Annotated in this window: 1 protein-coding gene; it reads left to right on the top strand. The window is 46.6% G+C overall.

Features of this window, described 5'->3' with window-relative positions; translation table 11 throughout:
* Position 1 precedes the first annotated feature (1 nt).
* Complete coding sequence (locus HAP68_RS08875; RefSeq protein ID WP_024085376.1) at positions 2-16,090, top strand: non-ribosomal peptide synthase/polyketide synthase; 16,089 nt, start codon at positions 2-4, stop codon at positions 16,088-16,090.
* Positions 16,091-16,131 lie beyond the last annotated feature (41 nt).

Raw genomic sequence — 16,131 nt, 5'->3', positions numbered from 1 at the left:
AATGTCGGTATTTAAAAACCAAGAAACGTACTGGGAAAACCTGTTTGATGAAGAAGACGGACTAAGCGCATTCCCTTACTTTAAAGCAGCGGATAAAGCGTCGTTGGCCCGTACCGGCTACCAGGAAAAATGCATCTGCCGTTCCTTATCTCCGGAAGTATCCCAAAGAATCATGACAATGGCGAATCATTCCGATATGGCGGCCTATCTGATTTTATTGGCGGGTATTGAATGCTTGTTATATAAATATACGGATCAAACGAGCCTGATTCTTGGCATTCCGACGGTATCGAAGCAAAAAGCCGGCCAGTCAGCCGTTAACAACATTGTCCTCTTAAAAAATACGCTTTCAAACGAGAGTACATTTAAAACCGTATTCGGGCAGCTGAAAGAAGCCGTTAATGATTCTCTGAAAAATCAAAACCTGCCGTTTAGAAAAATGGTTCAGCATCTGAGCGTGCAATACAATGACGAGCATCTGCCGTTGATTCATACCGTCGTTTCGCTTAACGAAATTCATTCCTTGCAATTTAAAGAAGATACTGCAGCCGATACGCTGTTTCACTTTGATTTGGAGAACAACGGGGTTCATTTGAAGCTTTTTTATAACGGCAATCTGTACGATGAGCGCTATATCAATCAAATTGTATCCCATTTGGATCAGCTGCTGTCTGTGATCCTGTTTCAGCCTCAAGCCGCGATCCATACGGCAGAGATTTTACCGGAAGCGGAAAAACAGAAGCTATTGTTTGATTTTAACGACACCGTCAGAGATTTCTCCGGGAGCAGAACAGTCTATCAATTATTTGAAGAGCAAGCAGAAAGAACGCCTGAGCATGCGGCCGTCAAGTTTAAAAACGACCATTTGACGTACAGGGAACTGAATGAGAAGGCGAACCGTTTGGCAAGAACATTGCGTAATTGCGGGGTTCAACCCGATACGTTAGTCGCCATTCTCGCTGATCGTTCATTAGAGATGATCGTATCCATTATAGCCGTTTGGAAGGCAGGGGGCGCTTATGTGCCCCTGGATCCTGAATATCCAAAAGAGCGGCTTCAATATTTGCTTCATGATGCGGATGCAGACGTTCTCCTTGTTCAGCGTCATTTAAAAAACAGTCTCACCTTTGACGGCCCGGTGATTGATTTGAATGATGAAACATCATACCATGCCGATAGCTCATTGTTATCACCAGCAGCGGGACACAGCCATTTAGCCTATGTCATTTATACGTCGGGTACAACAGGAAAGCCGAAAGGAGTCATGGTTGAACACGGCGGCATTGTGAATTCGCTCCAATGGAAGAAGGCGTTTTTTAAACATTCTCCGGCGGATCGCGTGCTTGTTTTGTACCCGTATGTTTTTGATGCGTTCATTTTAAATTTCTTCGGCCCGCTCATCTCGGGGGCAACTTTGCACCTATTGCCTAATGAAGAGAATAAAGAAACTTTCGCCATTCAAAATGCCATAAAACAAGAGAGAATTACTCATTTCTCAACCTCTCCCCGTCTTCTGAAAACGATGATCGAACAGATGAATGCAGAGGACTTCATCCATGTTCAGCATGTTGTTGTAGGTGGTGAGCAGCTGGAAACAGATACAGTTGAGAAGCTGCATTCTCTGCAGCCTCGCATTCGGATCAATAATGAATACGGACCGACAGAAAACAGCGTGGTATCTACATTTCACCCTGTTCAGTCCGCTGATGAACAGATCACAATCGGCAGCCCGGTGGCCAACCATCAAGCTTATATTTTAGGAGCGCACCATCAAATCCAGCCGATCGGCGTACCGGGAGAGCTGTATGTCGGAGGAGCGGGAGTGGCCCGCGGCTACCTCAATCGCCCTGAATTGACGGAGGAAAAATTTGTGGAGCATCTGCATGTCCCTGGTCAAAAGATGTATAAAACGGGGGATCTCGCCAGATGGCTGCCGGATGGAAGAATCGAATATTTAGGCCGGATTGATCATCAAGTAAAAATTCGCGGCTACCGGATTGAGATCGGCGAGGTAGAGGCAGCCATGTTCAATCTGGAAAACGTTCGTGAAGCCGCAGTCGTCGCGCGGGAAGACGCAGACGGGTCCAAACAATTGTATGCCTATTATGTCGGCGAGCCTTCTTTGACAGCAGCGCAGTTCAGAAAAGAATTATCCCGGGAACTGCCCAATTATATGATTCCCTCCCGCTTTATCCCATTGGAACGCATTCCGCTCACTTCCAATGGGAAGATTGATCTGAAAGCTTTGCCTGCTGCTGACGAAAATACGCGGGCGGAATACGAATACATAGCCCCGCGGAACACAATAGAAGAACTGCTGGCGTCCATCTGGCAAGAAGTATTAGGGGCAGAACGTATAGGAATTTTGGATAATTTCTTTGATTTTGGCGGAGATTCGATTAAATCAATTCAGGTATCATCCAGATTGTATCAAGCCGGATACAAGGTTGATATGAAGCATTTGTTTAAACACCCCTCGATTGCTGAACTTAGTCAGTTTGTAGCGCCGGTCAGCAGGGTGGCTGATCAAGGAGAAGTGAATGGCGGAACCAAGCTGACCCCGATACAGCATTGGTTTTTTGAACAAAACATGCCGCATGCACACCATTACAATCAGGCCGTCATGTTATATTCGGCGGAATGCTTTAAAGAGGCTCCGCTTCGCCGGACGATAGAACAGATCGCGTCGCATCACGATGCCTTGAGGATGATTTTTGAAAAAACGCCGGATGGATACGCTCCGCGAATTACAGGAACAGATGAAAGTGAACTATACCATCTGGAAGTGATGAATTATAAAGGGGAAACCGATCCGGCTCAAGCGATTGCCGATAAGGCGAATGAGATTCAAAGCAGCATGGTATTAGACAAAGGGCCATTGATGAAGCTCGGTTTGTTCCAATGTCCGGACGGAGATCATTTGCTGATTGCAATTCATCATTTGCTGATTGACGGAGTATCCTGGCGTATTTTGCTCGAGGATTTTGCAAGCGGTTATGAGCAGGCAGAACGCGGACAAACGATCCAGCTCCCGCAAAAAACAGATTCGTTTCCATTCTGGGCCGATCAATTGTCCAAGTATGCGGCGGAAACCGATATGGAAGAGGAGATTGCGTATTGGACTGAGCTTTCAAGCATAAAGCCTCAGCCATTGCCTAAAGACACTATCAGCGAAGGATCGTTATTAAGAGACAGCCAAGAAGTGACGATTCAATGGACAAAAGAGGAAACGGAGCAATTATTAAAACAAGCGAACCGCGCCTACAACACGGATATCAACGATCTGCTGCTGACTTCGTTAGGGCTGGCCGTTCACAAGTGGACAGGCACGGAAGACATTGTCGTGAATTTGGAAGGCCACGGGAGAGAACCGATTATTCCGGATGCTGACATTTCCCGCACGATAGGATGGTTCACAAGCCAGTACCCTGTCGTCCTGAGAATGGAAGCCGGAAAAAACCTGTCGCAGCGGATCAAGATTGTGAAAGAAGGGCTGCGCCGCATCCCTGATAAAGGAATGAATTACAGCATCATCAAATATATATCCGGGCATCCGGAAGCCGACAGCCTGCAGCTGAATCCGGAGATATCGTTTAACTATTTGGGACAATTTGACCAAAACCTGAAGCATCAGGCTTTGCACATATCGCCATATTCCACAGGGTTATCGATGAACGAAAACCAAGAGAGAACGGCCGTGCTTGATTTGAACGGCATGATTACCGAAGGGACATTATCACTGACACTGAGCTACAGCAGCAAACAATACGAAAGATCTACTATGGCGCAATTTGCCCAAGGGTTGAAAGAAAGTCTGCAAGAAGTCATTGCGCATTGCGTAAGCCGGCAGCAGACTTCTCTCACACCAAGTGACATCCTGTTAAAAGATATCTCAATCGACGAACTGGAACAGCTTGTGGAGCAGACGCGTGAATTAGGCGAAGCGGAAAATATTTATCCATTAACGCCGATGCAGAAGGGCATGCTGTTTCACAGCTTATTTGATCCGAATTCAGGTGCTTATTTTCAGCAAACGATGTTTGATCTGCATGGAGATCTGGAGATTGATTCATTTTCAAAAAGCTTGGACGGCTTATCGCAAAAATATGATATTTTCCGCACGAATTTTTACAGAGGCTGGAAGGATCAGCCGCTCCAAATCATATTCAAAACGAAAAAAATCGGTTTTCAATTCAATGACTTACGAGAGATGAAGGAATCACAAAAAGAAGCGATGATTCAGCAGTATGCCAGAGAAGATAAGATGCGGGGGTTCGACTTAGAAAAAGGTGCTTTAATGCGGCTATTCATCCTTCGTACGGATGAAAAGACATACCGTTTTATCTGGAGCTTCCACCATATTTTGATGGACGGCTGGTGCCTGCCGCTGATTACAAAAGAAATATTCGAGAATTACTTTGCCTTGCTTCAGCAAAAGCAGCCTGAACAATCATCAATTACTCCGTACAGTCAATATATTGAATGGCTCGGCCGGCAAGATGCGAAAGAGGCCACGGCTTATTGGGATCAGTACTTGGAGGGATATGAGGAGCAAACCGGCCTTCCTAAGGATCATCATGCAGCGGAAGACGGACGATACGTTCCTGAAAAAGTGACGTGTGACATAAGCTCCGATCTCACTTCGAAAATGAAGCGGACGGCAGGCGAGCATCATGTCACGCTGAATACGCTGCTGCAGACGGCATGGGCGGTTTTGCTGCAGAAATATAACCGCAGCCGGGACGTTGTGTTTGGAAGTGTTGTATCCGGAAGACCTGCTGGAATTCCAAACGTGGAAACCATGATCGGCTTATTCATTAACACCATTCCCGTCCGGTTCCGGTGCGAAGCCGGGACAACGTTTGCCGAGCTTATGAAAGAGGCGCAGGAAAGGGCTGTAGCGTCTCAACAATTTGAGACGCACCCGCTGTACGATATTCAAGCGCGTACAACGCAAAAACAAGATTTAATTACACATTTAATGATATTCGAAAATTATCCGGTTGATCAGTATATGGAAAGTATAGGCCGCCAGAACGGAACATCCATCACGATCTCCAACGTACAAATGGAAGAACAGACCAACTACGATTTTAATTTGACCGTTATACCGGGCGACGAGATGACCATCTCTTTTGAATACAATGCAAATGTGTATGATCGGGCAAGCATAGAGCGGGTTCGGGAACATTTCATGCAAATTCTGCAACAAGTCGTGACAAATGCGGATATCCGGGTGGATCAAGCGGAATTGTTAACGGAAGGCGAAAGAAGAACCCTTCTGCAGACGCTTAACGACACGGCCGCGCCGTTTCCGCAGACGCCGGTTCATCAATTATTTGAAGAGCAATCGCAGCGTACGCCCGATCAAGCAGCCATCATTGATAAGGACAGGCAGCTCACGTACGGAGAGCTCAATAAGCGGGCCAACCGACTCGCGCGAACGTTAAGAGCGAAAGGAGTCCAGACGGATCAGCCTGTAGCCATCATCACGAGAAACAGCATCGAATCGGTGGTCGGAATCCTTGCCGTTTTAAAATCAGGGGGAGCCTATGTCCCTATAGATCCGGAATATCCGCAAGACCGCATACGGTATATGCTGGATGACTCCCAAGCCGGAATCGTTTTAATACAGCGGGACGTCAGGAAACAGCTTGCCTATGAAGGCGTCACGGTTTTACTTGATGATGAAAGTTCTTATCACCAAGATGGCTCTGACCTTGCTCCGATAAATGATGTGAGCCATTTGGCATATGTCATTTATACGTCAGGTTCCACAGGCCGGCCGAAAGGCGTACTAATCGAGCACCAAGGCTTGACCAATTATATTTGGTGGGCGAAAGAGGTTTATGTAAAAGGCGAGAAAGCCAACTTCCCATTGTATTCGTCAATTTCTTTTGATCTGACGGTGACTTCTATTTTCACGCCGCTTGTCACAGGAAATGCAATCATCGTCTATGACGGAGAAGATAAAACAGCTCTGCTTGAATCGATTGTGCGGGACCCGAGGGTGGATATCATTAAATTGACTCCGGCCCATTTGCAGGTTTTGAAAGAAATGAACATTGCCGATCAAACGGCTGTCCGAAGAATGATTGTGGGCGGGGAAAACTTAAGCACCCGGTTAGCCCGCAGCATTCATGAACAGTTCGAAGGCCGGGTTGAAATATGCAATGAGTACGGACCGACGGAAACCGTTGTCGGCTGCATGATTTACCGTTATGATGCCGCAAAGGACAGACGGGAATCGGTACCGATCGGAACCGCTGCGGCAAACACGAGCATTTACGTTCTTGATGAGAATATGAAACCCGCGCCGATCGGAGTGCCGGGAGAAATCTATATCAGCGGCGCCGGTGTGGCAAGAGGATATTTGAACCGTCCTGAATTAACGGCAGAGAAATTTGTCGATGACCCGTTTGAACCCGGAGCGAAGATGTATAAGACCGGAGATTTGGCGAAGTGGCTGGCGGACGGAAACATTGAATATGCGGGCAGAATAGATGAACAAGTGAAAATCAGAGGCTATCGTATCGAATTAGGCGAGATCGAGGCGGCACTGCTTCAAGAAGAAGCGATCAAGGAAGCTGTCGTTACAGCCAGAGAGGATGTCCACGGGTTTAAACAATTGTGTGCATATTACGTAAGCGGCGGGCAAACAACGGCTGCCCGGCTCAGGAAACAATTGTCTCATACCCTTGCAAGTTATATGGTTCCGGCTTATTTTATCGAGCTTGATGAAATGCCTTTAACTTCTAACGGAAAAATAAACAAAAAAGGGCTGCCGGCTCCGGATTTCGAGCTGCAGGACAGAGCAGAGTATAAAGCTCCCCGAACAAAAGCGGAAGAAATATTAGTTTCTGCCTGGGAATCGGTATTAGGCGCTGAAAACGTCAGTATTCTTGATAATTTCTTTGACCTTGGCGGAGATTCCATTAAATCCATTCAAGTATCCTCCAGATTAAATCAGCAAGGATACAAAATGGAAATCAAAGACTTGTTTCAATATGCAACAATTGCAGAATTGAGTCCGCATATCAAGCAGAATCTGCGTATAGCCGATCAAGGTGAGGTCAAAGGAAAAGTCAGCCTGACTCCTATTCAGCATTGGTTTTTCGAACAAATAACGACAGATCAGCATTATTATAATCAAGCCGTCATGCTGTATGCGCCGGAAGGTTTTCAGGAAACGCAGCTTCGTCAAACCCTGCAAAAACTTGCTGAACATCACGATGCGCTCCGCATGACGTTCCGGACTACGGAAAATGGCTGCGAGGCACAGAATGAAGAAATCGCCCAAAGCGGACTGTACCGCTTAGAAGTCCTGAATCTGAAAGAAGATTCCGATCCGGGACGGACAATTGAAGCCAAAGCTGATGAGATACAAAGCAGTATGCGTTTAAGTGATGGGCCGTTAATGAAAGCCGGGTTGTTTCAATGCGCAAATGGAGATCATCTGCTCATCGCCATCCATCATTTGATTATAGACGGGATTTCATGGCGCATTTTACTGGAAGATATCGTTAGCGGCTACAAGCAAGCCGAGAATGGGCGAGTGATTCAACTGCCGCAAAAAACAGACTCTTTCCAATTATGGGCTAAGAGACTTTCAGAATATGCGAAAAGTGAAACCATAAAACAGGAACAGGAATATTGGACAAAGATCGAACAAACCGAAGTCAAACCGCTGCCTAAAGATTTTCATGAAACCCATACAACTGCAAAAGACAGTGAAACAGCAACTGTGGAATGGACGAAAGAGGAAACGGAGCTGCTATTAAAACAAGCGAATCGCGCTTATAACACGGAGATAAACGATTTGCTTTTAACTTCTCTCGGTCTTTCCATATCGCATTGGTCAGGACTGGAACAAATTCCGATTCATTTAGAGGGACACGGCCGAGAACAGATTATACAAGATATAGATATCTCCCGCACGGTCGGATGGTTTACAAGTCTGTATCCGGTTGTGCTGCACGCGCAGCCGGGCAAAGAGATCTCTGATTATATCAAGACGACCAAAGAAGGATTGCGCCAAATTCCGCATAAAGGGATCGGATATGGAATAGCAAGGTACTTAAGCGGCGGAATGCCATCGAAACTCAATCCTGAGATCAGCTTTAACTACCTGGGACAGTTTGACCAAGATTTACAGCAGCATGGGGTTCAATTATCTTCTTATTCTTGCGGTTCAGACTCTAGCGGAAATCAAGAAAGACCGTATGTATTGAATATAAACGGAATGATCACCAACGGCCGGCTGAAGCTTACGATCAGCTACAGCAGCAAACAGTACGCAAAAGAAACGATCATGCGGTTATCGGAAACGATTCAAAGCCGCCTGCGGACAATCATTACGCATTGCGTCCATAGAGAACAATCGGAACTGACGCCAAGCGATATTTTGTTAAAAGGCATGTCGATTGACGAATTGGATCAGCTCCTCATTCAACTGCCGCATGCAGGTGAGGTTGAAAACGTGTATCCGCTCACTCCGATGCAGAAAGGAATGCTCTTCCACAGCCTGCTGGACGAGGCCTCAAGTTCTTATTTTGAACAAGCATCGTTCGATTTGCAGGGAGAATTAAAGATTGATTGGTTTAAAGCAAGCCTTGAACGATTATTTGAAACATACGCCGTGCTCAGAACCCGTTTTTACAGCGGCTGGAACGATACTCCTTTACAAATTGTCTATAAAACGCAAACACCGCAAATTCATTTTGCAGATTTGCGTGATATAGAGGAGCACCTGAGAGAGGATGCAATCGCAGCCTATCAAAGAGAAGATAAGGCAAAAGGATTTGACTTGGCTCGGGATCCGCTGATGCGCATAGCGATTTTCCGTATGGAAGACCGCAAATATCATTTGATTTGGAGCTTCCATCATATTGTGATGGATGGCTGGTGCCTGTCTCTTATCACGAAGGAAGTGTTTGATCATTATCGCGCCTTACAAGAAGGCAGGGAACCAGAACCGTCATCGGCAGCTCCTTACAGCAACTATATCGAGTGGCTTGACCGCCAAGATCAGGGAGCGGCAAAGCGGTACTGGAGCGGGTATCTCGAAGGATATAAAGGTGAAACCACGCTTCTTCATAAAATAGAGCAGCATGAACAAAAAGAATACGCCTATGCCAATGTGACCTGCCGATTTGATCACGAACAGACAAAACAATTACAGCAGATCGCAAATCAGCATCAGGTTACATTAAATACGTTGATCCAAACGTTATGGGGAGTTTTATTACAGAAATACAGCGGGTCCGCAGACGTTGTCTTCGGCAGTGTCGTGTCGGGAAGACCGGCGGAAATTCCTGATGCAGAACAGATGATCGGCCTGTTCATCAATACCATTCCGGTTCGCATCCGCTGCGATGAGGACAGCACTTTTGCTGATACGGTGCAAATGGTTCAACAAAACGCTCTGGCTTCCCAATCATACGATACCTATCCTTTATACGAAATTCAGGCCCAAACGGAACAAAAGCAGAACCTGATTGACCATATCATGATTTTTGAAAACTATCCGATCGGTCAGCAGGTCGAAGAGACGGGACATCATAGTACGGAGCTGAACATTACGAATTTTCATATGCTGGAACACTCCCACTATGATTTGAATGTAGTTGTCATACCTGGCAAACAGCTGGCCGTTCATTTCGGTTTTAATGAAAACGAATATGAAAAATCAGAAGTGGAGCGGATCTGCGGACATTTTGAACAGCTCATGCAGCAAGTATTACAGCAGCCGTCTGTCAAAATAGAAGAATTGGAGCTTCTCTCTCGGCAAGAAAAAGAACATTTGCTCAGCCGCTTTCAGTCTAATGACATGCATTACCCGCTTGAACAAACGATACATGAGCTGTTTGAGGAACAGGCGCATCGTACTCCGGACAATACAGCGGTTGTATTCGAGGGTACACAACTCACCTACGGAGAACTGAACCGGCGTGCCAATCAGCTTGCGCGAACCTTGCAGGCAAAAGGTGTGCGGAACGATAAGCTTGTCGGTATTATGACTGAACGCTCGCTTGAGATGATTGTAGGCATCTTGGGAGTTTTAAAAGCGGGCGGCGCATATTTGCCGATAGATCCTGATTCTCCGTCTGAACGCATCAGTTATATTTTAAATGATTCAAGCATCAGCGTATTGCTTTACCGCGGGAAGCTGCAGGATGACATCGGCTTCTCAGGAACATGTATCGATCTCATGGAGGAACATTTCTATCACGAAAAAGACAGCAGTCTTGCACTCTCTTATCAGTCCAGTCAACTGGCCTATGCCATTTATACTTCCGGTACGACAGGCAAGCCTAAAGGCACGTTAATTGAACATCGCCAGGTCATTCACCTGATTGAAGGACTTCGACGCCAAATTTACTCTGCCTACGATGCGGAGCTGAATGTAGCCATGCTCGCTCCATATTATTTCGATGCTTCTGTTCAGCAAATGTATGCTTCCTTGCTGTCAGGACATACCTTGTTTATTGTTCCGAAAGAGATTGTGTCAGACGGTGCTGCCTTATGCCGTTATTATCGGCAGCATTCGATTGACATCACCGACGGAACACCTGCCCACTTAAAGCTTTTGATAGCTGCAGGTGATTTGCAGGGAGTTCCGCTTCAGCATCTTTTAATCGGAGGAGAGGCTCTTTCCAAAACGACGGTAAATAAGCTCATGCAATTATTCGGCGATCATGGCGCTTCACCTGGGATTACCAATGTATATGGGCCTACGGAGACTTGCGTAGACGCGTCTCTGTTCAACATTGAATGTTCTTCCAATGCGTGGGCACGCAGCCAAAACTATGTCCCTATAGGCAAGCCGTTAGGCAGAAACCGCATGTACATTCTTGATTCAAAAAAACGGCTGCAGCCGGCGGGCGTCCAAGGCGAGCTGTATATTGCAGGGGACGGCGTCGGGCGGGGTTACTTGAACCTGCCGGAACTGACGGACGAAAAATTTGTTGCCGATCCGTTTGTACCGGAGGACCGAATGTACAGAACCGGTGATCTGGCCCGCCTTCTGCCGGATGGAAATATTGAATATATCGGCCGGATTGATCATCAGGTGAAAATTCAAGGTTTTCGGATTGAACTCGGTGAAATCGAATCGGTGATGCTGAACGTTCCTGATATTCAAGAAGCCGCCGCAGCTGCCCTTAAAGATGCAGATGATGAATATTACTTGTGCGGATACTTTGCTGCGGATAAGACAATACAGATCAGTGAACTTCGCGAAAGAATGGCCCGGCATTTACCGGGATATATGATCCCGGCTCAATTTGTGCAGTTGGATAAGATGCCGCTGACGCCAAACGGGAAGTTGAATCGCCAGTTATTGCCGGCTCCGGTCAAAAAGCGTGACGGCGGCATAGAGTACGTCCCGCCGCAAACTTCGGCAGAAATCCAGCTGACAGCAATTTGGGAAGATGTCCTCGAATTAGAGCAGGTGGGGATCAGAGATCACTTTTTTGAGATCGGCGGACACTCCCTGCGGGCAACGGCGCTGATTGCAAAAATACAAAAGCAATTGCATGTCCAAATTCCTTTGCGGGACGTCTTCCGTCTCCCAACCATTGAACAGCTCGCACAGACGATCACGAAGACGGAGCTGACCGGATATGCTGCGATTCCTGCAATTGAAAAAAGACCTTATTATCCGGTATCCTCAGCACAAAAACGGTTGTACATCCTGAATCACTTGGAAGGCGGAGAACTCAGTTACAACATGCTGGGACTGATGGCTGTCGAAGGCAAGCTTGACCGTGACAAGCTGCAGCAAGCCTTCCGCACGCTGATTTTGCGCCATGAATCTTTGCGCACCGGTTTTAAAATGGCTGACGGAGAACCCGTTCAGTATGTCTTAGATCACGCAAAGTTCGAAGTAGAGTGGTATCAGGCAGAAGAAAATGATGCGGACCTTTATATCCGCAAATTTATTCGTCCATTTCATCTGGATGAGCCGCCGCTGCTTCGCGTGGGGCTGATTGAACTTCAACCTGACCGCGGAATTCTGATGTTTGATATGCACCATATTATTTCTGACGGAACATCCATGAGTGTATTGATTAAAGAATTTATCCGGATTTATGAAGGAGAAACATTACCGCCTTTGCGCATCCAGTACAAGGACTACGCAGTATGGCAGACCGGCGAAGCGCGGTTAAAACAGATCCAAAATCAAGAAGCCTATTGGTTAGAGCTGTACAGCGGCGACGTTCCTGTCCTTCATCTGCCGACCGATTATATCCGGCCGTCGGCACGGAATTTTGCGGGAGCCACAATGCAGTTTACGCTTGATAAGCAAAAAAGCGCCGGGTTAAAGCAGCTGGCATCCCAAACTGAATCGACTTTATATATGGTGCTCCTTGCGTCTTATACATTATTGCTTTCGAAATACAGCGGCCAGGAAGACATAATTGTCGGCAGTCCTATAGCGGGAAGACCGCACGCCGATTTGGAACCGATTATCGGAATGTTTGTGAATACATTGGCCATGAGAAATTACCCTGAAAAAGGGAAGACGTTCTCTCAGTATCTGTCCGAGGTGAAGGAGAATGCATTAAAAGCTTATGAGCATCAAGATTATCCGTTCGAAGCGCTGATCGATCAACTGAATATCGCAAGAGACTTGAGCCGTAATCCATTGTTTGACACCATGTTTGTGCTTCAAAACACGGGGCAGGAACAGTTAGAGATAAATGACGTCACTTTCAAACCATATCCAAGCGAACATACGATGGCTAAATTTGATTTAACCTTAACGGCTGTGGAAGAAGAGTCGGGTATTCAGTTCACAATGGAATACTTGACGGCTCTGTTTAAACCGGAAACGATCGAACGCATGATGGGGCATTTTGTGCAGCTGATTGATTCGATTATTAAACAGCCTGATGCCGAGCTGGCTCGTTTGAATATGATGACCAAGGAAGAGGAAGGAGACATTCAGCAACTCTTTAACGATACTGCAGTTGCGGAAAAACGAATTCCGACAACGATTCATCAGCTTTTTGAGCAGCAGGCTGAGCTTAACCCGGATCATGAAGCCGTCATGTTTGGAATTCAGACACTGACTTATCGTCAGCTGAATGAGCGTTCCAATCAGCTGGCGCGCATCCTTCAAGATAAGGGGGCCTGCACTGATCAGGTTGTTGCCGTTCTCACGGATCGCTCAGCACATATGATCATCGGCATTTTAGCCATATTAAAGGCCGGCGCAGCATTTCTCCCTATTGATCCGGAGCTTCCCGAAAAACGGCGGGCTTTTATGCTGAAAGACAGCGGCGCCGATGTGCTTTTGACTTGTGCAGGCCACGCTATTCCGCCGCGCTTTGAAGGAGAAGCGCTTCAGCTTGATGATCCGATGATATATCAAGGCAGAGCAGACAATCTTAATCTTTCCTGCTCGGAAAATGATTTAATGTATGTTATTTACACGTCAGGCACAACGGGGCAGCCGAAAGGAGTTCAGCTGGAGCACAAGACGATGACGAATCTGCTCGCTTATGAGCAGGATCATACGCAGCTTCGCTTTGACAGAGTGCTGCAATTTGCCGCGATGAGCTTTGATGTCTGCTATCAAGAAATGTTCTCCGCGCTTTCAAGCGGAGGAACACTCTTTATCATCGGCAATGAGGCAAAACGTGACATACGTCAGCTCAATGATTTTGTCAGAACGCACGGGATACAAACAGCATTCCTCCCGACAGCGTTCCTTAAGCTCCTTGCCTCAGAGAAACAATATTTTGAACCGTTTGCCGCGTGCGTGGATCACATCATCGCTGCGGGAGAACAGCTCATCGTAACAAGTATGCTGCGTGACATGCTGGCACGCCATCAAGTCACATTGCATAATCATTATGGCCCGTCGGAGACGCATGTTGTGACCATGTATACCGTCAATCCTGATACAGATCAGGAGCTTCAGCCGATCGGCAAACCGATTTCAAATACGGAGATTTTCATTTTGAATGAAGCCGGAACGCTTCAGCCTGTCGGAATCGTCGGTGAACTTTGTATTTCAGGAGCGAGCCTTGCCAGAGGCTATCATAACAGGGAGCCTTTGACACTCGAAACTTTTGTTCCGCACCCATATGACTCGAATCAGCGGATGTATAAAACAGGCGATCTGGCCCGTTACCTTCCTGACGGAAACATTGAATATGCGGGAAGGAGAGACCACCAGGTCAAAATCCGCGGTTACCGGATTGAACTCGGTGAGGTGGAGGCCGCTCTTCTCAAGCACGTACAGGAAGCAGTTGTCCTATCAAAAGAAAATACCGATGGCCAAATCGATTTATATGCCTATTTTACAGCGGAGCAATCACTCTCGATCAGTCAGCTGAAAGAAAAACTTGCTGGCCAAATACCGGGATACATGATCCCTTCATACTTCATCCAGCTTGAGAAACTGCCGCTAACCGGCAATGGAAAAGTAAATCGAAGAGCATTACCGATGCCTGAAGCAGGTTTACAAACGGGAACCGACTACGTTGCTCCGCGGACGAATATGGAAGAGCAGCTGATATGCATCTGGCAAGACGTTTTGAAGGTAAAAGAAATAGGTGTAAAAGATAACTTTTTCGATTTGGGCGGCCACTCGTTGCGGGGGATGACGCTCATCGCCAAAATTCATAAGCAATTCAGCAAAAACATTTCATTAAGAGAGGTCTTTCAATGTCCGACAGTTGAGGAAATGGCAAAGGCAATTGCAGGAGCTGAAACCAACGGGCCGGATTACATTCCGAAAGCCAAAGCAAAAGATGTCTATCCTGTATCTTCCGTGCAGAAGATGGTTTACCTGTCAACACAAATAGAAGGCGGAGAACTGAGCTACAATATGCCGGGAATCCTTACATTAGAAGGAAAACTCGACATAAATAACTTGCAAACCGCTTTCCAAAGACTGATCCAGCGTCATGAATCACTGCGTACCGGTTTTGAGCTGGTCCGCGGAGAACCGGTGCAGGTGATCAAACCGCAAGTGGAGTTTTCGATGGAAAGATACAAGGCAACAGCTGACGAGGTTGAGGAATGTTTCCGCACCTTCGTGCGGCCGTTCGATCTCAGCCAGGCTCCATTACTCAGGGCGGGACTCATCGAGTTAGAACAAGACCTGCATATTTTCATGTTTGACATGCACCACATCATCACGGACGGCGCCTCCATGAATATTTTTGTCGAAGAACTGATTCAATTGTATGACGGCAAAGAGTTAGCTCCGCTCCGTATTCAGTACAAAGACTTTACGGAATGGAAACATCAAAAAGAGCAAAGAGAACGAATCAAGAAGCAGGAAGGGTATTGGCTTGGTGTATTTCATGAAGAGCTGCCTTCATTTGAGCTGCCGAAAGATTTTGCGAGACCGCCGGTTAGAAGCTTTGATGGGAAAAGGCACAATTTTACGCTCGATAAGACTGTCACCCAAGGGATAAAGCAGCTGGAAGAATTGACCGGAACGACCGCTTACATGATTTTGTTCTCGGCCTATTCCATACTGCTGGCTAAATACAGCGGTCAGGGTGATATCGTCGTCGGCACACCTATTGCGGGGAGACCGCATGCGGATTTGGAACCCATTATCGGAATGTTTGTCAATACATTAGCCATCCGCACCGCTCCGATGGCGGAAAAGACATTTTTGGATTATATAACGGAAACGAAAGAAACCATGCTGAAGGCTTTTGAACATCAAGAGTATCCTTTTGAAGAATTAGTTGAAAAACTGGGTGTAAAACGGGACTTAAGCCGCAATCCATTGTTTGATACGATGTTTGTCCTGCAAAATACGGAACAAACGGATATTGAAGTGGACTCTCTCGCAGTCAGGCCTTATGAACAAACAGAGACGGCAGCCAAGTTTGATTTACAGCTGAACTTCTTAATAGATCAAGATGAGATTCAGGGCAGTTTTGATTACTGTACAAAACTGTTTAAAAAGAAAACCATTGCTGTATTGGCCAAGGATTACGTCATGATCCTTTCGGCGATTATGAGAAACCCATCCATTCCTTTAAAAGACATTCAATTAAGCGAAAAAGTAAACAAAAGTAAACATCTCGCAAGCACAATCGAATTGGATTTCTAATCACGGGGGCAGCGGCTGTCCCGGCATGAATGCCGCGGCTG

Source organism: Bacillus sp. Bvel1, assembly GCF_014872755.1.
Classification (GTDB): domain Bacteria; phylum Bacillota; class Bacilli; order Bacillales; family Bacillaceae; genus Bacillus; species Bacillus velezensis.
The sequence above is the reverse complement of the archived record's forward strand: the minus strand, read 5'-3'. Positions and strand labels throughout refer to the sequence as shown.

Excerpts from the sequence above, each read along its gene's own strand:
- HAP68_RS08875 (WP_024085376.1), top strand. The coding sequence starts at position 2 with ATGTCGGTATTTAAAAACCAAGAAACGTACTGGGAAAACCTGTTTGAT.